This window comes from Paractinoplanes rhizophilus, assembly GCF_042664765.1.
Taxonomy (GTDB): domain Bacteria; phylum Actinomycetota; class Actinomycetes; order Mycobacteriales; family Micromonosporaceae; genus Actinoplanes; species Actinoplanes rhizophilus.
Genome location: NZ_JBHTBJ010000009.1, coordinates 110,214 through 128,492 on the forward strand (window position 1 = coordinate 110,214; position 18,279 = coordinate 128,492).

An 18,279-nucleotide genomic window follows, 5' to 3' on the forward strand; every position below is an offset into this window, starting at 1 on the left:
GTCGCCCGCTCGCGCCGGTCAAGCGATTTGTCCACGGCCGGTCAGCGGACGGCGCCGGCGCCGTCGAGGAACAGGCGGCCGGCCTCGTCGGCCGGGACCGGGCGGGAGAAGTAGTAACCCTGCGCGAACTGGCAGCCCATCTCCCGCAGCGCCGCGAGCTGGCCGAACTCCTCGATCCCCTCGGCGACCGTGGCCATGCCGAGGCTCTTGCCGAGCTGGACGATCGTGTCGGCGAGCGCGGTGTCGTCGGTCAGGGCGCCGAGCCGTTCCACGAACGAGCGGTCGATCTTGAGGGTGTCGACCGGGAAGCGGCGCAGGTAGGCCAGCGAGGAGTAGCCGGTGCCGAAGTCGTCGATCGCGAGCGTCACGCCGAGCGCCTTGAGCCGCAGCAGCTGCTCGAGGTTGTCGTCGGTGTCGGTCATCAGCACGCTCTCGGTCATCTCGAGGCAGAGCTGGTCGGCCGGCAAGCCGGACTCGGCGAGAATCCCGGCGACCACCTCGACCAGGTCGGCCCGGTCGAACTGGCGCACCGAGACGTTGACCGCCATCTTGACCTTGCGGCCGCCCGACCGGGCGCTCCACTCGACCGCCTTGCGGCACGCCTCGCGCAGCACCCAGCGGCCCAGCGGCACGATCAGCCCGGTCGCCTCGGCGATCGGGATGAACTCGGCCGGCGGGATCATGCCGCGCTCGGGGTGCTGCCAGCGGGCGAGCGCCTCGAAGCCGATGACCTCGCTGGTCGCCAGGTCGACCGTCGGCTGGTAGTGCAGGTGCAGCTGGCCGCGATCGAGGGCGACCCGCAGGTCGGCCTCCAGCTCGAGCCGGGCGACGAGCCCGGCGAGCATGTCGGGGTGGTAGGCGGCGTAGCAGCCGCCGCCGGCCGACTTCGCCTTGTACATGGCCAGGTCGGCGTTGCGCATGAGCTGCTCGGCGCCGTCGCCCTCGGGCTCGCCGAGCTTCGAGGCCGCGGCGAGGCCGATGCTGGCCTGCACGTGGATGTCGCGGGTGTCGCTGCCGAACGGCTGCTCCAGCACCTCGACGATGCGCCGGGCGACCCGCTCGGCATCGGTCTCGGCGGTCGGGGAGGAATCCGCGGCCGGCGACCCGGGCGACGGGTCGGCGGCCGGCGACCGGACCAGCACCGCGAACTCGTCGCCGCCGAAGCGGGCCACCAGGTCGCCCTCGCGCACCGAGGCGCGCAGCCGGTCGGCGACCTGCACCAGCAGCTGGTCGCCGGCGAGGTGGCCGAGGCTGTCGTTGACCTCCTTGAACCCGTCGAGGTCGAGGAACAGCACGGTGACGTCGTCGGAGGCCTCGCGCGTGCGCAGCGCCTCGGCGACCCGCTCGCGGAACAGCGCGCGGTTGGCGAGCTGGGTGAGCGCGTCGTGGTACGCCTCGTGCACCAGCTGGTCCTGCAGCTCCTTGCGCTCGCTGATGTCGCGGGTGTTGAGCACCAGCCCGCCGACGCTCGGGTCGGAGAGCAGGTTCGTGATGGTCATCTCGGCCTGGCGGACCCGGCCGTCCCGGTGCTGGATCGGCAGCTCGAGCACGGTCGTCGCGTACGGCCGGCCGGCCACCTGCCGCAGCGCCTGGGCGAGCCGGATGCCCGACTCGGGGTCGACCAGCTTGGTGAGCCGCCGCCCGCTGAGCGTCCGGGCCGGATAGCCGAAGACCCGCTGCACCGACTCGCTCTGGTACAGCACGTCGGCCTCGGGGGAGACGACGGTGACCACGTCCGAACTGTGCTGCACGAGCGCGTGGAACCGCTGCTCGCTGGCGAACAGCTCGGCGGTGCGGTCGGCGACGCGGGCCTCGAGCGTCCGCGTGAGATCGCGGTTCTCCCAGAGGGTGAGCAGCTGCCGGCCCACGATCAGCAGGATCAGCGCGGACCGGGTGTAGGCGACGAAGACGCTGGTCTGCCCGGTGGTGGCGTACCAGATGACCGTGGTGAACAGGGCCGCCAGCACCGCGACGTACGGGAGCAGGATGCCGACCGGCTGGCCGCCGTCGGCGGCGGTGTCCCGCTCGCCGGCCACGGCCGGGACCGGCTTGGTGGCGGCCAGCAGGATCAGCGAGAACCCCGCGAACCAGCCGATGTCGGTGAGGCCGCCGGACGAGTACCCGCCCTTGAGGTTGAGGTACGCGTACCCGATGTCGGAGACCGCGAACGCGACGATGCCGCCCCCGACCAGCGCCAGGTGCGAGAACGTGCGCCCGTGCCGTCGTTGCTGGGCGAGCATGTAGATCACGATGGTCGTGATGACCACGTCGCCGAGCGGGTAGGTCAGGCTCACGTACAGGCCGAGCGCGGTGTCCTGGCCGGCCTCGATCAGCGGGGAGACCACGAAGATCCAGGCGATCAGCACGAGCGAGGCAGCCACCATGAGGCCGTCGAGCACGCTGCGGATCCGGTAGGCGAGGGCTTGCGCGCGGCTCGGCAGGAGCAGCAGCCCCACCGCGGTGAGCGCGACCATCCCCAGGTAGCCGGCGTCGGCGATCGACGGGAACGGCGCCTCGACGCCGCGGAAGGTCTCCAGGTAGACCCAGGTGCACTGGCCGATGCCCCAGCTCAGCACGCCCAGGCCGATCAGGGCCCAGCCGCCCCGCGTCCGGCCCCGGAACCGATACGCCCGCAGCAGGCAGGCGACCGCCGCGCTGATCGCGGCATAGCATTGACCGAAGTTGGAGACCAGCTGGGCGGTGCGGGCGCCGTCGGCCGCCGCGCCCAGCACCACCGCGAACGCGGCCACCACGGCGCCGACCACCAGGCACAGCCGCGACCAGCGGCTCAGCGCAACCCTGCCTGTCATCGGCGCTCCGTCCGGGGATGGGCCGTCCCGGGATGGACGGATGTACCCGAGATCGGGCCTACCGCGCCGCGCTTGAGGGTTTCGCCGGGCCGAACCGGTGGCGCCGGGTGCGAATCGGGTGCGACCCGCGCCGCCGTCTCGGCGTGCTAGCCCTGGACCCAGCCGTACAGGTGCTCGACGTGGATGCGGACGACCAGCCGCCCGTCCGCCACCATGGCCCGGCGGTAGTCGTCCCAGTCCGGGTGCTCCTTGCCCGCGATCAGCCGGTAGACCTCGATCAGCTCCTGGACCACGGCGTCGTCGAGCGCCCACGACACCGCGCTGAGCTCGGCCGTGCCCTCGGCCACCGCGTAGCCGTAGCCGTCCGGGGCGGTCACCTTCATGCTCACCCGGGGGTCGCGGCGCAGGTTGTGCACCTTCGCGAGCGCCGTCCGGGTGGAGAAGCGGACGAGCCGGTCGGCGGCGTGGTAGCTGACGTCCGACAGCTGCGGCCGGCCATCCTTCTTGATCGTCGCCACCGTTCCCAGCGAGCCGGCCGTGATGACACCCCAGAGGAGATCTTCTGACATGGTCCGAACCCTACTGAGCCGCCCGGCACGCCGGGGCGCGCCCCGGGAGAAACGTCCGGCTTGATCAACTGCCTGGCCCGGACGGGGCGAGAACCCCGGGATCGTGGGGCAGGATGGGTCACTATGGCGGACAAGGGCGAGGAACGGGTCGGCGTACCGCTGACGAACCTCGATCAGGAGCTGTTCGAGGGCTCGGGGGCGACCAAGCGCGACCTCATCGACTATCTCGACGCGGTCAGCGGCCGGATGCTGCCGGTGCTGCGCGACCGGCCGCTGTCGGTGATCCGGCTGCTGCGCGGCCAGGACGCCTTCATGCAGAAGAACCTGCCGAAATACACGCCCGACTGGGTGCCACGCGCCGAGGTGTGGGCGGAGGCCTCGCACCGGACCGTGACGTACGCGCTGTGCAACGACCGGCGGACGCTGCTCTGGTTCGGCAACCAGCGTGCGATCGAGTACCACCCGGCGCTCATGTACGCCGGCGACCACCACCCCACCCACCTGATAATGGATCTCGATCCGCCGGAGGGCGCCGGCTTCCCGGTGGTGGCCGCGGCCGCCCTGCTGATCAAGCGGGTGCTCGACGACGTGGGGATGGCGGGCGCGGTGAAGACGAGCGGCTCGAAGGGCGTACACGTCTTCGTGCCGGTCAAGGACGCCCCGGCCGACGTGGTGGCGGCGGCGACGCGGGCGATCGCCGCCCGCGCCGAGCGGCTCGACCCCGAGCTGGCGACAACCGCGTTCATCCGGGAGGACCGGCACGGCAAGGTGTTCCTCGACGCGACCCGGTCCGGCGGCGCCACGGTGGTCGCGGCCTACAGCCCGCGGATCCGGCCCGGGCTGCGCGTCTCGTTCCCGGTCGCCTGGGACGACCTCGGCGCCGTCACCCCCGAGGACTTCACCATCCGCACCGCGCTCAAGCTGCTCGGCGACCGGGACCCGTGGGCCGAGGCGATGCCGGATCCGCAGGTCCTCGACCCCGGCCTGATCGAGGAGGGGCACACCATCCCGGTCGCCCGGGTGCAGGCGATGCACGAGGGCAAGCGGCGGGCGCGGGCCCGGCGTGAGTCAGACAAGATCGCGCCAGAAGGCGATGGTGGGCCGGGTCGCTGATCCGGCCGGCGACCCGAGGGAGAACTCCCGGTGGAGCCAGTCGAGGAGGTCGTTGCCGTAGTGGGCCACGTCGGTCTGGTAGATCGACAGCACCGGCTGGCCGGGGACGGCGGCCGGCAGGTAGCGGTGCGAGTAGACCGGGATCATCCGCGGGACGGTCATCAGGTATCCCCGCGCGGTGATGACGGCGGCGCCGGTTTCCGCGGGGCGGGGCCCCCAGCCGCCGTACCAGAATGCATTTTCCGCCACGTCGAAGAGCACCCCCTCGATCGGCATCGCGAGACGCTCGCGCAGCGTGCCGCGGTCGGGATGGCGCCAGTCGACCCAGCCGCGGCCGGTCGGCAGGCCGGCCGCCAGGAAGGCGCGGTGGTCGGCGGCGAAGGTGAAGCCGAACTCGCGCTCGATGGCGGTGAGCTCGGCGTCGGTGAGGCCGGCAGCGATGGGGAATCGGCCGGAGGCGGCGAGGGTTTCCGCGGCGGTCACCCGCACACCTTATCGACGCCGGCCTACATCGGATGGAGTAGCCGCCTACTCGGGAGGCGTCCATGCGGGTGACCGCCGCGGGACGACGCGGGCGCGCCCCGGCCGGAAATAGCGTGCCGGGCATGACGCGAATAGCTGTTCTGCTCACCCTCGTCGGGGTGCCGGCCGGGCTCGCCATCACCGGCGGCAACCTCCAGACCGTGATGACCGTGACGCTGGGTCTCTGGCTGGCGATCCTCGCCCTCTTCGTCCGCCGCTGGCCACTGACGGTGCTGGTCGTCTCCATCCTCACCGTGATCGCCCTGCGCCCGGCGTACCTGATCGGCTCGGGCTGGGTGTGGCCGGCCAGCGCCGCGGCCGCCGCGCTCGTGCTGGCCGGGCGGCTGCGGGCGGCGGTGATCACGGTCGGGCTCGGGCTGCTCTTCGGGCTCGGCTGGGACGGCTTCGTCGACGCCGACCACGGCGGCGGATGGGCGCTCGCGCACGTCGGCGGCGAGACGTTGTGGATGGCCGCGGTGCTGGCGGCGGCGACGGCGTACCGGAACACGCTGCGCTGGCGCGGCGAGGTGGCCCAGCGGCTGGCGCAGGACGAGCACCAGCGCGAGCTCGACGCCCGGCGGCGGCGTGCCGAGGAACGGGTCGAGATCGCCCGGGATCTGCACGATGTCGTCTCGCACACGCTCGCGGTGGTGGGCGTGCACCTGAACGTGGCGCTCGACGCGTTCGACGAGGATCCGGACGAGGCGCGCGAGTCGCTGCGGCTCGCGCAGGAGGTGCGTGGCCGGGCGATGACCGACCTGAAATCGCTGGTCGGGGTGCTGCGGGACGGCTCGGTGGAAAACCTGGACGGCCTCGACCGGCTCGCCGATCAGGTGCGGGCGGCGGGGCTGCAGGTGACGCTCAACGAGTTCGGCGACCGGGCCGACGTGCCCGCGCCGGTCGCGACGGCGGTGTATCGAGTAGTGCAGGAATCACTGACCAACACGGTGCGGCACGCCGGCGCCACGAAGGTGGCGATCACGGTGCGTTATGCTCCGGCCAGCGTCGTGGTGGACGTGCGGGATGACGGCTCGGGCGCCGCCGACATGGCCGACGGGCACGGCATCTCCGGCATGCGGGAGCGGGTGGCCGCGCTGGGCGGTGCGCTCACGGCCGGTCCGGGCAAGACCGGTTTCGCCGTACGGGCAACCATCCCGATCACCGCTTGAAGGGCGCCCGATGACCATCTCGGTTCTCCTCGCCGACGACCAGCACCTGGTCCGCGCCGGTTTCCGCAGCCTGCTGCGGCGCGACCGGAACATCGCGGTGGTCGGTGAGGCGTCCACCGGCGACGAGGCGGTCCGTGCCGCCCGCGACCTGCGCCCCGACGTGATCCTGATGGACATCCGCATGCCCGGCATGGACGGCATCGCGGCGACCCGGGAGATCCTGGCGTCGCTGCCCGCGACCAGGGTCATCATCCTGACGACGTTCGAGACCGACGAGTACGTGTTCGCCGCCCTCGCGGCCGGCGCGAGCGGCTTCCTGACGAAGGAGGTCGGCCCGGACGGACTGCGCGAGGCGGTGCGGGTGGTCGCTCGCGGTGACGCGCTGTTGTCGCCGAGTGTGACCCGCCGGGTGGTGGGCGAGTTCGCGAACCGGCCGGTGGCGGCGGTCGCCTCCGGCGGGGACCGGCTGGGCGTGCTGACCGAGCGCGAGCGGGAGGTGGTGCGGCTGGTGGCCCGCGGTCTGTCCAATGAGGAGATCGCGCGGGAGCTGGTCATCAGCCCGCTGACCGCGAAGACGCACATCACCCGGGCGATCGCCAAGCTCGGGGTGCGCGATCGCGTCCAGCTGGTGATCATCGCGTTCGAGGACGGCCTGGTCAGTTCCTGACTCCCGGCGCGCCGGCGACGCTCGCGACGCCGCCGACCAGGATGCCGCCGGGCCGGCTCCGGGCGATGACGGTGGCCGGGCTCCCGAGGGAGTCGCCCATGTCGATCCGGACGTCCAGGCCGAGGTGGGCGGCCAGGCAGGCGGTGCCGTTGGCGTTGGCGATGTCCTCCGGCACCCCGATAGCCGGCGCGAACATCCGGGCGGCGGCCCGGCCCTCGGCGTCCGGCGAGGAGTACACGTAGCAGCCCAGCAGCCCGAACCGCTCGGTCGTCGCCCGCAGCCGCTCCCGATCGGGTGTCAGCCCGGCCAGGGTCGCCCGGTCGGCCACCGGCAGCAGAAGCCGGGGCCGTCCCAGTGTGGCGACACACGCCGCTCCGGCCTCGGTGGCCACTCCGATCGCCGCCAACGTTTCCGAGAGCTCGGCCGGGGACGGGTCGCGCACCCGGATCGGGCCGGGGTCGAAGGCCGCGTCGAAGAGACCGTCCGCGCCGCCCGCGGCCCGGCCCCAGAAGGTGCGGCCACCCACCCGCAGCAGGTGCTCGGCCCGGCCGGAGCGGTGGGCGAGCAGCGCCAGCGCGGCGACCGTTCCGTGTCCGCAGGCCGGCAGCTCGCCCTCGGACGTGAAGAACCGGAGCGCGCCGTCGCCCGCGACGAAGACGGCATGCGATGTCCCCGCCCGCGCCGGCACCAGGCGGCGCTCCTCGTCGGGCATCGGCGACTCGTCGAGCACCGCGGTGGGGCTGCCGCCGGCCCCGTTCCGCAGGCACGCATGGACAACGGTGAGCACAAGAGAATCGTAAGGTGGCCGGGTGCGACGGATTCTGGTCTACGGGGTCACCGGTTCCGGCAAATCGACGCTGGCGCGCCGCCTCGGCGCGCGGCTCGGCCTTCCCTGTCACGCGATCGACGACCTGACCTGGGACCCGGGGTGGGTCCAGGTGAGTGCGGAGGTGCAACGAGATCGCGTACGCGAAATCTGCGCCACCGACAATTGGGTGATCGATGCGGCGTACGGGATGTGGGTCGACATCCCGCTGGACCGCGCCGACCTGATCGTCGGCCTGGATCTGCCGCGCTGGCTCTCTTTTTCCCGTCTTTTGCGCCGCACCGTGCGCAACGTCGTCCGGCATGAGCCGACGTGCAACGGCAACTACGAGACCTGGCGCACCGCCTTCCTGCCGCGCAGGTCGATCCTGGTCTGGCATTTCCGCTCGTTCAAGCGCAAGCGGCGCCGCATGCGCCAGTGGCACGCCCACCCGGACTTCCCGGAAACGGTGCTCATCCGCTCCCCGCGCGAGTTGGAGCGCTGGCTGCGCACCCTCCCCGAGCGAACGCCGGACGCCGGGCCGACCTGACCGCCCCGGCCGGCACGCCCCGCCCGGCTCGCCCCGCCCGGCACGCCACACCCGGCACGACAACGCCCGGCCGCTGTCACCGAGTGGCAGGGGCCGGGCGTGTGTGGTGGGCGCGGTGCGTCAGACGCTGAAGCCGCGGTGCCGCCGGACCAGCTTGCGCAGCATGAAGACGGTCTGCGCGATGGTGGCGATGTACAGTACCGGCCAGCCCAGCGACAGGATCGCCGACTGGACGCCCACGCTCTGCTGGCTCCAGGCGTAGATCGCCCCGCCCATCACCGCGAGCAGCACCACCAGCGGCATCACGTAGGCCGACCCCTTGCCCTTCTCCGCGTTCGCCTGCGCCGCCCAGTTGTCCTTGTCGGTCTTGGCGAGGAACTGCGCCCAGGCGGAGACGAAGTGACCCATCCGGATCCACATGTACAACTCGGCCGGGAGGATCAGCACGGCGTACAGGAGGTCGGATGCGCTCTTGTCCTTCATCGCCATCGCGAGGCGGAAGTTCAGCAACATCGCCACGACCGGCGGGATCAGCCAGATCGGGTTGAACACGAACGCGTGGATCGACAGGGCCGCCACCAGCAGCAGCAGGAAGCCCAGCCGGGAACCGATGTTGAACAGCATCGAGATGTTCTCGTACCAGCGCAGCCGCAGGTTCGGGTGCATCGGCTGACCCTGGTTGTCGCCCCGGGTACCGGGCCAGAACAGGTCGATCGCGCCGAAGTTCCACTTGACCTGCTGACCGTGCAGCGCCCGCAGGTTCGTCATCGGGCCGACGTACGCCCGGGCCGTCGCACTGATCTTCGTGCTGTACCCGGCGTCCTTGATCTGCAGGGACAGCTTGCTGTCCTCCACCTCGCTGTCGCGCACCCAGGGCGCCTGCTGGTGATGCCGGATCATCACCGTCTCCAGCGCGCGCATGTTGAACAGGCTGCACTGCCCGCCGAGCACCGCCATGTTCCGGCCGCGCAGCAGGTTGTCCATGTTGAACGCGGCGAACTGGGCCCGCTGCCCGGAGATCAGGAAGCGCGCCATCGCGCCCTTGAACCGGTTCTTGTCGATGCTGTAGATCGCGCTCAGCCCGCCGATCCGCGGGTCGTCGGTCATCTCCAGCTCGAGCCGCTCCACCGTGTCCCGGGCGAGCGTGGTGTCGCCGTCGACGCCGAGGATGAAGTCGAAGCCGCGGGAGAGGAAGTAGCCGTAGTTGAGCGCCCCCACCTTCTTGTCCGGGTTGGCGCCCATGTCGTGCACCCGGACCGTGGTGACGAACTCCTCGCCCTTCACGGTCCGGCTGTGCCGGCCCTCGAAGCCGCGGGCGATCTCGGGGGTGTCGTCGTCGGTGTTGTTGATGATGACGTGGATGACGTCCGGCAGCCGCGTCTGGCCGAGCAGGCTCTTGAGCACGTCGGCGATCGTGTCCTGCTCGTTGTAGCAGGGGATGATGCAGCTGATCGTGGCGTGCCGGGGGCCGCCGGCCGCGACCGCGGTGGCGATCTCACCGGACACCGCCTCGACGCTCTCCAGCTCCGAGAGCTGCGGCGGCGCGGGCGGCAGGGCCAGCGGCCCGGCCTTGGCGCTGCGCGGCAGCAGGATCTGACGGTCGGTGGCGCGGCGCAGGCCGGGGCTGAGCTCGGTCATTCGGGGGCACCGTTCGTGAGCAGCGGCAGGATGAGGGTGTCGAGAGCCGTGGAGCGGTAGTAACTGTTCGACTTCGGCGTGGTCTCCACGAGGAGGTCGAGCCGTACCGACAGCGTGAGCCTGGTGGCGCCCGCCGTCGCCGGCGGCAGGGCCACCACGGTGTTGTAGGGGTACGGGGGCGTGACGTCGAACCGGCCGTTGTCGGTGGCCGCCACGACCCGTTTCGTGCCGTCGTCCTGCGTCACCTGGAAGGTGCTGACGGCGACCCGGTGGGTGCTGTCGGCGTCCTCGATGTGGGCGGCGACGTTGAGGGTCTTGTCCGACTCGGCGGCGTACAGCTTCGCGTTGTCGGACGTCCAGTAGGTGAGCTGGACCGTGAAGTTGCCCTGCTTGAGGCGGTGGACGACGCTGCCGGTATCCAGCGGGCCGCTGGGCCGGGCGGGCTGCTTCGCCACCACGGCATCGCCGGTCGCGGCGGCCGACGGCGACACCGAGGGCGAGGCCGACGGCGTGGCCTTGGGCACGCCGGCGCCGGCCAGCGGTTTGCTGCTGCTGGTCAGCTCCTTGAGGCTGCTGCAGCCGGTCAGGCTGCCGCAGAGCGCCGCGGCGGCGACGCCCACGGCCAGGCTTCGGGGGATTATGCGGGGGAGACTTCGGGGGCGTCTTCGGGGGAGAGGATTCATTCGAGTCCTGCGGTTCGCTGCGGTCAGTGATCGGAGACCACGTCGGCGGCGCGAGCCGGCAGTTGAGAACTCCGCCCGGAGCGACTACGTCACAGCCGGCCCGGATCAGAGATGTGCCGGGTCAGAGGCGGAACATCGCGGCGGCCGGCAGGACCATCAACAAGGTCAGCACGATGTATCCGCCGCCGAGGCCGAAGCGGTGGTTCTTGGTCGCGATGACCGCCGCGACGAACGGGCCGAGCAGCGTCAGGAGCGCGGCCGTATCGAACAACCCCGAGATCAACAGCAGCGGGACGGAGACCAGCCAGGCCAGCGTCACCGCGATCAACTTCAGATACAGATGGGTACGGCGGGGCGCCTCGAGCGGGTCTTTCTGCAGGGCGAAGGCCATCCGCGCGGCGAAGCCGTCGGCCGGCCGGTCCTCGGCGGTGGTCATGGATTTACCCTATTGGTCCGGCGGCCGGCGCGCCTCATCCGGAGCGGACAATTCACCCCACCCGGCACGCCCGTTACCGACGTGCCGGGCGACTGTGATCAGCTCTTGACCGAACCTGCCATCAGGCCGCCGATGAACCAGCGACCGAGCAGCACGTACACCACCAGGGTGGGCAGCGACGTGATCAGCGCGCCCGCCATCGACGCGGCGTAGTCCGGCGACTGGGCGCCGGCCAGCGCGTTCAGGGCGATGGTGATCGGCCCGTTCCGGGTGTTGGACAGGAAGATCGCGAACAGGTAGTCGTTCCACGCCGACGTGAACTGCCAGATGATCGTCACGACGAAGCCGGGCATGGAGATCGGCAGGATGATCCGGCTGAACGTCCGCAGCAGCCCCGCGCCGTCGACCCGGGCCGCCTCGATCAGCTCCTCCGGCACCGTCGTGGCGTAGTAGTTCCGGAAGATCAGCGTGCAGATCGGGATGCCGTAGATGCAGTGCACGAACACCAGCGTCGGGATGCCCGGCGGGATGCCGAGCGTGGTGACGATGTCCCGCAGCGGGATCATGACCGCCTGGTACGGGATGAACATGCCGAACAGGATCAGCGTGAACACCACGTCGGCGCCGGGGAAGCGCCACCGGGAGAGCACGAAGCCGTTGGCCGCCCCGATCAGCGACGAGATCAGCGCGACCGGGATGGCCAGCTGGAACGTACGGAAGAAGGAATCCCGCAGCGAGGTCCACGCCTTCGCCCAGGACGCGGTGGTCCAGTGCTCCGGCAGGTTCCACTGGCTGGTGACGCCGATGTCGCCGCCGGACTTGAAGCTGGTCACGATCAGGACGTAGAGCGGCATCAGGACGATCAGCAGGAACAGGATCGCCAGGGCGTACTTGACGATCGACGCCGGGCCGAACGGGCGCCGGGCCTTGCGCCGGGGCGCGAGCGTCTCGACCGCGGGCGGCGGCACGGTAACCGTGGTCATGAGCTCTTCTCCGCCCGGTTCGTGTAGATCAGGTAGGGGACGATGACGACGGCGACCAGCAGGAGCAGCACGATCGAGATCGCCGCGGCCTTGGCGTAGTCACTGGTCAGCAGCGTCTGCCAGACGTAGACGGCGGGCACCTCGGTGAGCCACTGCGGCCCCGAGACGCTCATGATCAGGTCGAACATCTTCATCGACATGTGGCCGAGGATGATCAGCGCGGAGAGCGCGACCGGGGTCAGCTGGGGGAAGATCACGTTCCGGTACAGGCGGTAGGTGCTCGCGCCGTCCATGGCCGCGGCCTCGCGCAGCTCCTGCGGTATGCCGCGGAACCCGGCGAGGAACAGCGCCATCACGTACCCGGAAAGCTGCCAGATGGCCGGCATGGCCATCGCGGCCATGCCCCAGTCCGGGTTGGTCCACCACTTGTTCTGCAGGAAGTCCAGACCGACCGCGCCGAAGAGGGCGTTGATGCCGCCGGCGTTGTCGCCGGTGTTCGGGTTCATCAGCCAGCGCCACACGACGCCGGAGGCGACGAAGCTGACCGCCATCGGGAACAGGTAGATGGTGCGGAAGAAGCCCTCGGCGCGGACGCCGCGCTCCAGGATCAGCGCCCAGATCAGGCCGAAGACCATCGCGCCGACCAGGAAGACCACCGTGAAGACCAGCAGGTTCTTCAGCGAGTGGGTGAACCGGTCCTGGATGTCGTTGGTGAACAGGTTCCGGTAGTTCTCGAGCCCGACGAAGCCCTTCGACCCCAGCGCGTCGTGCTGGTCGGAGACGGACACTTTCGTCGTCCAGGCGATCAGCCCGTAGACGAAGACGGCGAGCAGGACGAGCGAGGGGGAGAGCAGCAGCAAGCCCGGTCCCCAGTGCCTCAGGCGGCGCATCAGGGCTCCTCGTGGAATGCGCCCCGGGCGGGACGGCCGTCCGCCGTCCCGCCCGGAACCCGGATCGGGAGATTTACTTCGTGACGAACTGCGACGCGGCGGTGGCCAGGGCCTTCTGCAGGCCGGCGACGTCCTGGTTGGTGCTGAACGCGCCGAGCGCCGAGTTGGCGGCGCCCTGGAAGCCCTGCGAGCAGGCCGAGCCGTGGGCGCAGGACGGCACCTGGGTGGCGGACTTCCAGTCGGCCATGGCGGCCTGCTGGTACTTCGGGTAGTCCGCCGGGTTCGCGTCGGTGCGGGCCGGGATCGAGCCCTTCTTGGTGTTGAACGCCTTCTGGCCGTCGGCCGAGCCGACCGTCTTCAGCCAGCACTTGGTGCCCTCGACGTTCTTGGCGCCCTTCGGCAGCACGAACGAGTCGGCGAGCCACTGGAAGGTGGTGCCGTTGCCCGGGAAGGTGAACCAGCCGTAGTCGGCGAACTTCTTGGCGTCGAGGTCGGCGGCCTCCCAGTCACCCATCAGCTGGTAGCCGGCCTTGCCGTCCATGACCAGCTTCTCCGCGTCGGTCCAGTCGAGGGCGTCGCGGTCGGTGTTGGTGTAGGTCAGCAGCGTCTTGAAGTCGTTGATGCCCTTCGTGACGTCCGCGCCGTTCCAGTCGGTGGTGCCGTTCCACAGGCCGGTGAACTTCTCGGCGCCCATGTCGGTGATCAGCACCGACTCGAGCAGCATGAGCTGCGTCCAGTCCTTGCCGACGGCCAGCGGCGCCTTGATGCCCTTGGCCTTGACCTTGTCGAGGTCGGCGATGAAGCCCGCCAGGTCCTTCGGGTCGGCGGTGATGCCGGCGTCAGCCAGGACCTTCTTGTTGGTCCACACCACGTTGGCCCGGTGGATGTTCGCCGGCACCGAGTAGATCTTGCCGTCGACGGTGAGGTTCTGGATCAGGCCCTGCGGGAACGCCGACTTCAGGCCCCACGTGTCGTAGTCGGCGCTGAGGTCCTCGACCTGTCCGGCCTTGATGTAGTCCTGCAGCTCGGCGCCGGCGTGGGCCTGGAACGTGTCCGGCGGGTCCTGCTGCTGCAGGCGGGAGGCGAGCACCTGCTTGGCGTTCGCGCCGGCGCCACCCGCGACGGCGCCGTTCACGAACTCCTGGCCGGCGCAGTCCTTGCCGAACTGGCCGACGAGGCCGTCGAGACCGGCTTTCTCGCCGCCGTCGGCCCACCATGTGAAGACTTCGACCTTCTTGGAGCCGGAGCCCCCGTCGCCGCCGTCGTCGCTCGACCCGCAGGCCGCGGCGGTCAGCAGCGCGGCGACACCGACGACGGCGACTGCGGCCCGTCGAGTGAAGCGCATGGCTATCTCCCATCAAAGATTGACATCGTTGTCAAGTACGTTCGGGAGTACCGTGCCGCCTCAACCGCACACGTGTCAACGACTGTTTCCGTGTCGTTACGTGCGCACCTTTGTGGTTATTGACGTTAACGTTCACCTGACCGCACAGCGACGATCACCCGACCGGCGGGCGACGTTCACCCGACCCCCGGGCAATGAGCGACGTCGATATGACGATGGTGCGCGCCGGGCCAGTATGGCCGCTTATGCGCGCGTACGCGAGCCGTGCCGCCTCCCGTCCGATCGCGGTCATGTCGTGCGCGACCACCGTCGTGCCGAGCACGTCGGCGAGCTCGAAGTCGTCGAAACCGACCAGCGCCGGCGGAGTCCGCTGCTCACGCAGGGCGCGCAGCGCTCCGGTGGTGAGCCGGTTGTTGGTCGTGAAGATCGCCGTGGGGGCCGGGTCGAGCGCGAGGAGCTCGCGGACGGTGCGCTCGGCATGTCGCACATCGTGCACATCCGTACGCAGATAGGGCTCCCACTCGGCGTTGCCGGCCGCCCGCATCGCGCCCACGAACCCGTCGATCCGCCCCCGCTGGGGCGCCATCCGGGCCAGGTCGGCGACCAGCGCGATCCGCCGGTGACCGTGCGCCAGCAGGTGCTCGCCGGCCGAGCGCGCCCCGCCCGCGTTGTCGATCAGCACCGCGTCGGCGGCCAGCCCGTCCGGCGGCCGGTCGAGGAAGACGAACGGCACGCCACGGTTGCCCTCGATCGCCAGGTACTCGTGGTCGTCGGCGCTCGGGATCACCAGCAGCGCGCGGACCCGCCGTTCCAGGAACGCGTCGACCAGGCTGCGCTCGAGCTCGGCGTCCTCGTCGTTGTTCGCCGTGATCAGCAGCAGGCCGTGCTGGCGCAGCTCGCGCTCGATGCCGCTGGCCACCGCCGAGTAGAACGGGTTGGCGAGATCGCCGCTGACCAGGCCGACCAGCGCGCTCGTGGCGCCCCGGCGCAGCTCCCGGGCGATCCCGTTCAGCCGGTATCCGAGCTCGTCGGCGGCGTCGCGCACCCGGCGACCGGTCGAGGGCGCGACGTTGGGCTCACGGTTGAGCGCGCGGGACGCCGTCTTGAGGCTGACCCCCGCGAGCGCGGCCACCTCGGTCAGCGTCGGCCGGCGGACGTTGGCATCGTCGGAGGGCATGTGTCTCCGAAGGCTCGGCGGCGGGACGGTTCAGATTATGACATCGATGTCGGGTAACCAATCCGGCAAGTCGCGCGGCGACTCCGCACCGCGACCTGCCCCCATCCTCCCGCCTCACCCGCCGCGGCGACAGTGGTTCGCCGCGACTGCTCGCCCGACCCGCCGCCGACCGGCATTCGGAGGCGCTCCTCTCGCCGGCCTGGTGGGGCCTCGCCGAGGTGGCGTTGCAACGTGGCGACCTCGACCTGGCGACAGCGCGCTGCGAGGAGGGATACGAGGCCTCCGCGCGGGTCCGGGACGCGGCCTACCTCTTTCCGTACGTGCTCACCGGCGTGCGCGCCCACCTGGCCCGCTCCGGCAGCACGGCCGCCCGCGAATGGCTCGAGCGCAGCGGCGAGCTGATCGGCGAGCGCGGCATCCCCGGCACGCTCGGCTGCCTCGAGCACGCCCGGGGCCTGGTGCACCTGCACGAGGGCCAGACCGGCAAGGCGCGCGACGAGCTGGCCCGGGCGGCCGCGTTCTGGCAGGGCCGGCGACGCTTCTGGGAAGGCGCCGCCGCGCTGCTCGACTGATCCTCATTCGATCGGGGTACGTCAAACGGGCCATAGCTGTTTGTCGATCAACTTGGCCACAATCGAACCCATGACCGCTCCAGGCAACTCGGCTCTGGTCTTCACCCTGCTCGCCGTCTTCCTGGCCTGCTCGGGCTACGCCGCCGGCCGCCTCCACCAGCGCTACCAGATGGAGCGCGACCGGCAGGAGGCCTACCGCGACGGCTACGACATGGCCACCCGCAGCATCTTCAGCCTGGCCGCCCGCCTGGTAGCCCCGCGCCGCGCTCCTCGCTCCACGCCCCGCCCGATCGTCGACGGCGCCCTCGTGCCGTCCGCACTCTCCGCGACGCCCCCGCCCGACGCCGCCCTGCCTGACACGCCCTTGTCTGACCCTGCCCGGTCTCACGCGCCCCTGGCTGACCCTGCCCTGGCTGATCCAGCCCTGGCTGACCCTGCCCTGTCCAATGCGGCGCCGTTCGACTCCGCTCTTTCCGAGCTGGCCTCCTCCGGCCAGTCGGCGTCCGATTCGATCTGGCCGGCCCCTGGCTCCGGCTCCGTCGCGCCCGGCCACGCCGGCTTGCTCCGCCGATCCGGTGTTCCCGGAGCTCTGCCCATGCCGTCGCCTCGCCGGGCGCCGACCCTCCCGGAGCGCCACGCCGCCTCACTGGGTTTCCCCGTCCCGCCGCGCCCGCCGGCCGTCGGCCCGCCCACCGCCAAGCCGCCAGCGGCTGGGCCGTCTGCCGCTGGGCCGTCTGCGGCCGGGCCGTTTGGGCCGTTCACCGCTGGGCCGGCGCCCGACGTTCCCGATGTCCCGCCTTCCTCGCCGGGCCGCCACACGGTTCCGGAGGAGCTGGTCCAGGCCGAGACCTACCGCCTGCCGCCCGACCGGGTGTTCCGGGCCAAGGTCCCCGACCCCGCCGACCGCCCCGCCCTGCCGGAGGAACCCACCACCCGACTCGGCGTCCCCAAGCCCCGCAACTCCTGATCGCCGGAAAATGTCATACCCGGGGCGTAAATTCCCGGCATGGTCACCGTCGACGACGTACGCAAGGTCTGCCGCGACCTCCCGCGCAGCGAGGAGCATCTGATCCGCGATCGCGTCAAGTTCCGGGTGGGCAAGATTGTCTATGTCGCCTTCTCCCGGGACGAGACGGTCATGGGCTTCGGCTTCCCCAAGGAGGAGCGCCTGGCCCTGGTCACCGCCGACCCCGGCACCTTCCACCTCCCGCGCCCGTCCGACCTCCGGTTCAACTGGGTGCAGGCCTGGATGTCCGAGCTCGACGAGGACCAGATGACCGAGCTCGTCCTCGATGCCTGGCGCATGGTCGTCCCCAAAAAGGTCTGGTCCGCCTACCTCCCGCGCCTGGCATAGCGCGCCCCGCCTGGCGTAGCCCGCCCCCATCTTTTATGAGCGCCCGGTGTCGACCTCCACCGGGATGTCGGGCACGTGCGGAGATCCGGCGAGCGGCGTCGTGTCGGCGTACAGGATCTCGTAGGACCGCTCGACGAACCGCCAGCCTTCGTCGGTCCGCTGGTAGCGGTCGTGATAGATCGCGTAGTTCTGGTGGGAGCTGCCGTCCTTGAACCGCCCCAGTTCGGCGACGTAGGCCCGCCCGATCGCGGTGTCGCCGTCCACAATGATCGTGCCCGGGTGAGTGTTCTGGATGAAGAACTCCCACTGGGCCTGCATCCGCGCGAGCCCCACCCGGATCTCCTCGCGCGACACGAGCTCGATGTTGGCTTGCGGGATGCGCCAGACGGCGTCCGGCACAAAGAGCGCGGCCAGCCGGTCGTAGTCGCGCATCGCACCGGCGTCGGTGAACTCGCCTCGCAAGGCATCGATCTCGAACCGGTCCAGAACGTTCTGCAGGTCAGTCACGTGCCCAACTCCTAACGGATCATGTCCAAACAAATCGGAAAATGAACAATCGGCTGTCAGACCAGAAGCCCCCAAGCCACAAAGGCCGACAGGCCGAGGAAGACCAGGTTCACCGCCACCGGCTGCATCTCACCGCGCCGCAGATGCGTGACGACCGCGCCGGCCATCAGCAGCACCAGCCCGGTCGCGGCCAGCGGCGCCAGCACGGACGCGATCCCGAGCGCCGCCGGCACCACCAGGCCCACGGCCGCCAGGATCTCCAGCACGCCGATCGCTTTCACGAACCGGGAGCTGAACTGCCCGGCCCACGCCATCCCGGCCGCGACCAGCCGCTCCCGGGACCACACCAGCTTCAGTACGCCGCTGGCCAGGAATGCCGCGGCCAGCACCGCGGCGACTATCCAGAGGATGATGTCCATGCCGACCTGACGAGGCAGCCGCGCCAAATGTCAGGCAACCCCAAAGATCGGGGCCCGCATCACAAATCGA

The 18,279-nt window shown here is 70.7% G+C and carries 20 protein-coding genes; 7 read left to right on the forward strand and 13 right to left on the reverse strand.

The annotated features are described in order from the left end of the window. Window positions 1-41 precede the first annotated feature (41 nt). Window positions 42-2,810, reverse strand: a complete 2,769-nt coding sequence (locus tag ACFQS1_RS15410) for a putative bifunctional diguanylate cyclase/phosphodiesterase (RefSeq protein ID WP_378968402.1) — start codon at window positions 2,808-2,810, stop codon at window positions 42-44. Window positions 2,811-2,956: 146 nt separating this feature from the next. Continuing rightward, window positions 2,957-3,379 carry a PPOX class F420-dependent oxidoreductase gene (locus ACFQS1_RS15415; protein ID WP_378968404.1) on the reverse strand — a complete coding sequence of 141 codons (423 nt, stop codon included), beginning with the start codon at window positions 3,377-3,379 and terminating at the stop codon, window positions 2,957-2,959. Between the two features lie 123 nt (window positions 3,380-3,502). On the opposite strand from ACFQS1_RS15415, the gene ACFQS1_RS15420 reads away from it, so the two are divergent. Next, a complete protein-coding gene (locus tag ACFQS1_RS15420) occupies window positions 3,503-4,492 on the forward strand; it encodes a DNA polymerase domain-containing protein (protein WP_378968406.1) in 990 nt (329 codons plus the stop codon). Here the strand turns inward: ACFQS1_RS15420 and ACFQS1_RS15425 are convergent. Beyond that, window positions 4,448-4,975 carry a hypothetical protein gene (locus ACFQS1_RS15425; protein ID WP_378968408.1) on the reverse strand — a complete coding sequence of 176 codons (528 nt, stop codon included), beginning with the start codon at window positions 4,973-4,975 and terminating at the stop codon, window positions 4,448-4,450. The genes ACFQS1_RS15420 and ACFQS1_RS15425 overlap by 45 nt on opposite strands. A 122-nt stretch (window positions 4,976-5,097) precedes the next feature. Here ACFQS1_RS15425 and ACFQS1_RS15430 point away from each other — a divergent pair, with 122 nt between their 5' ends. Together ACFQS1_RS15430 and ACFQS1_RS15435 are read left to right on the forward strand one after the other, a co-directional pair. Further along, window positions 5,098-6,183 (forward strand): sensor histidine kinase, encoded by a 1,086-nt coding sequence (locus ACFQS1_RS15430; protein ID WP_378968410.1) that lies wholly within the window; start codon window positions 5,098-5,100, stop codon window positions 6,181-6,183. A gap of 10 nt (window positions 6,184-6,193) precedes the next feature. Further along, window positions 6,194-6,850 carry a response regulator transcription factor gene (locus ACFQS1_RS15435; RefSeq protein ID WP_378968412.1) on the forward strand — a complete coding sequence of 219 codons (657 nt, stop codon included), beginning with the start codon at window positions 6,194-6,196 and terminating at the stop codon, window positions 6,848-6,850. Here ACFQS1_RS15435 and ACFQS1_RS15440 read toward each other — a convergent pair. Then, a complete protein-coding gene (locus ACFQS1_RS15440; protein ID WP_378968414.1) occupies window positions 6,840-7,637 on the reverse strand; it encodes a PhzF family phenazine biosynthesis protein in 798 nt (265 codons plus the stop codon). The two genes, ACFQS1_RS15435 and ACFQS1_RS15440, sit on opposite strands and share 11 nt — an antisense overlap. Before the next feature lie 22 nt (window positions 7,638-7,659). Between ACFQS1_RS15440 and ACFQS1_RS15445 the strand changes: the two genes are divergently transcribed. Continuing rightward, window positions 7,660-8,205: a P-loop NTPase family protein gene (locus tag ACFQS1_RS15445; RefSeq protein ID WP_378968417.1), complete on the forward strand. Its 546-nt coding sequence runs from the start codon at window positions 7,660-7,662 to the stop codon at window positions 8,203-8,205. 120 nt (window positions 8,206-8,325) lie between these two features. Here the strand turns inward: ACFQS1_RS15445 and ACFQS1_RS15450 are convergent, their stop codons facing one another. The 7 genes from ACFQS1_RS15450 to ACFQS1_RS15480 all read right to left on the reverse strand — a co-directional run bounded on the left by ACFQS1_RS15450 (window position 8,326) and on the right by ACFQS1_RS15480 (window position 15,357). After that, a complete protein-coding gene (locus tag ACFQS1_RS15450; RefSeq protein WP_378968419.1) occupies window positions 8,326-9,843 on the reverse strand; it encodes a glycosyltransferase family 2 protein in 1,518 nt (505 codons plus the stop codon). Next, on the reverse strand, window positions 9,840-10,463 hold the full coding sequence (locus ACFQS1_RS15455) for a hypothetical protein (protein ID WP_378968421.1): 624 nt from the start codon (window positions 10,461-10,463) through the stop codon (window positions 9,840-9,842). Before ACFQS1_RS15455 ends, ACFQS1_RS15450 begins: the two co-directional genes overlap by 4 nt. 184 nt (window positions 10,464-10,647) lie before the next feature. Then, complete coding sequence (locus ACFQS1_RS15460; RefSeq protein ID WP_378968423.1) at window positions 10,648-10,962, reverse strand: hypothetical protein; 315 nt, start codon at window positions 10,960-10,962, stop codon at window positions 10,648-10,650. A 98-nt stretch (window positions 10,963-11,060) separates the two neighbouring features. Continuing rightward, a complete protein-coding gene (locus ACFQS1_RS15465) occupies window positions 11,061-11,945 on the reverse strand; it encodes a carbohydrate ABC transporter permease (protein ID WP_378968425.1) in 885 nt (294 codons plus the stop codon). Then, window positions 11,942-12,835, reverse strand: a complete 894-nt coding sequence (locus ACFQS1_RS15470) for a carbohydrate ABC transporter permease (RefSeq protein WP_378968427.1) — start codon at window positions 12,833-12,835, stop codon at window positions 11,942-11,944. The genes ACFQS1_RS15465 and ACFQS1_RS15470 overlap by 4 nt, the downstream gene beginning before the upstream one ends. Before the next feature lie 73 nt (window positions 12,836-12,908). Further along, the gene (locus tag ACFQS1_RS15475) at window positions 12,909-14,180 is read right to left on the reverse strand and encodes an ABC transporter substrate-binding protein (protein WP_378968429.1); all 1,272 of its coding nucleotides are present in this window, start codon (window positions 14,178-14,180) and stop codon (window positions 12,909-12,911) included. Between the two features lie 154 nt (window positions 14,181-14,334). After that, window positions 14,335-15,357: a LacI family DNA-binding transcriptional regulator gene (locus ACFQS1_RS15480; RefSeq protein ID WP_378968431.1), complete on the reverse strand. Its 1,023-nt coding sequence runs from the start codon at window positions 15,355-15,357 to the stop codon at window positions 14,335-14,337. A gap of 218 nt (window positions 15,358-15,575) precedes the next feature. Between ACFQS1_RS15480 and ACFQS1_RS15485 the strand changes: the two genes are divergently transcribed. The 3 genes from ACFQS1_RS15485 (at window position 15,576) to ACFQS1_RS15495 (ending at window position 17,283) form a co-directional block, all read left to right on the forward strand. Further along, the gene (locus ACFQS1_RS15485; RefSeq protein WP_378968433.1) at window positions 15,576-15,929 is read left to right on the forward strand and encodes a hypothetical protein; all 354 of its coding nucleotides are present in this window, start codon (window positions 15,576-15,578) and stop codon (window positions 15,927-15,929) included. A 70-nt stretch (window positions 15,930-15,999) separates the two neighbouring features. Next, window positions 16,000-16,896, forward strand: coding sequence for a hypothetical protein (locus ACFQS1_RS15490; RefSeq protein ID WP_378968436.1), 897 nt, complete (start codon window positions 16,000-16,002; stop codon window positions 16,894-16,896). A gap of 39 nt (window positions 16,897-16,935) precedes the next feature. Beyond that, entirely contained in the window at window positions 16,936-17,283 is a 348-nt protein-coding gene (locus tag ACFQS1_RS15495; protein ID WP_378968438.1) for an MmcQ/YjbR family DNA-binding protein, read from the forward strand. Between the two features lie 33 nt (window positions 17,284-17,316). Here the strand turns inward: ACFQS1_RS15495 and ACFQS1_RS15500 are convergent, their stop codons facing one another. Together ACFQS1_RS15500 and ACFQS1_RS15505 are read right to left on the reverse strand one after the other, a co-directional pair. After that, on the reverse strand, window positions 17,317-17,790 hold the full coding sequence (locus ACFQS1_RS15500) for a nuclear transport factor 2 family protein (protein ID WP_378968440.1): 474 nt from the start codon (window positions 17,788-17,790) through the stop codon (window positions 17,317-17,319). A 56-nt stretch (window positions 17,791-17,846) separates the two neighbouring features. Continuing rightward, window positions 17,847-18,209 carry a DoxX family protein gene (locus tag ACFQS1_RS15505; RefSeq protein WP_378968442.1) on the reverse strand — a complete coding sequence of 121 codons (363 nt, stop codon included), beginning with the start codon at window positions 18,207-18,209 and terminating at the stop codon, window positions 17,847-17,849. Between the last annotated feature and the right edge of the window lie 70 nt (window positions 18,210-18,279).

Coding starts and splice junctions, on each gene's coding strand:
- ACFQS1_RS15410 (WP_378968402.1), bottom strand. CDS start 2,810: ATGACAGGCAGGGTTGCGCTGAGCCGCTGGTCGCGGCTGTGCCTGGTG.
- ACFQS1_RS15415 (WP_378968404.1), bottom strand. CDS start 3,379: ATGTCAGAAGATCTCCTCTGGGGTGTCATCACGGCCGGCTCGCTGGGA.
- ACFQS1_RS15420 (WP_378968406.1), top strand. CDS start 3,503: ATGGCGGACAAGGGCGAGGAACGGGTCGGCGTACCGCTGACGAACCTC.
- ACFQS1_RS15430 (WP_378968410.1), top strand. CDS start 5,098: ATGACGCGAATAGCTGTTCTGCTCACCCTCGTCGGGGTGCCGGCCGGG.
- ACFQS1_RS15435 (WP_378968412.1), top strand. CDS start 6,194: ATGACCATCTCGGTTCTCCTCGCCGACGACCAGCACCTGGTCCGCGCC.
- ACFQS1_RS15450 (WP_378968419.1), bottom strand. CDS start 9,843: ATGACCGAGCTCAGCCCCGGCCTGCGCCGCGCCACCGACCGTCAGATC.
- ACFQS1_RS15460 (WP_378968423.1), bottom strand. CDS start 10,962: ATGACCACCGCCGAGGACCGGCCGGCCGACGGCTTCGCCGCGCGGATG.
- ACFQS1_RS15465 (WP_378968425.1), bottom strand. CDS start 11,945: ATGACCACGGTTACCGTGCCGCCGCCCGCGGTCGAGACGCTCGCGCCC.
- ACFQS1_RS15470 (WP_378968427.1), bottom strand. CDS start 12,835: ATGCGCCGCCTGAGGCACTGGGGACCGGGCTTGCTGCTGCTCTCCCCC.
- ACFQS1_RS15475 (WP_378968429.1), bottom strand. CDS start 14,180: ATGCGCTTCACTCGACGGGCCGCAGTCGCCGTCGTCGGTGTCGCCGCG.
- ACFQS1_RS15480 (WP_378968431.1), bottom strand. CDS start 15,357: ATGCCCTCCGACGATGCCAACGTCCGCCGGCCGACGCTGACCGAGGTG.
- ACFQS1_RS15490 (WP_378968436.1), top strand. CDS start 16,000: ATGACCGCTCCAGGCAACTCGGCTCTGGTCTTCACCCTGCTCGCCGTC.
- ACFQS1_RS15495 (WP_378968438.1), top strand. CDS start 16,936: ATGGTCACCGTCGACGACGTACGCAAGGTCTGCCGCGACCTCCCGCGC.
- ACFQS1_RS15505 (WP_378968442.1), bottom strand. CDS start 18,209: ATGGACATCATCCTCTGGATAGTCGCCGCGGTGCTGGCCGCGGCATTC.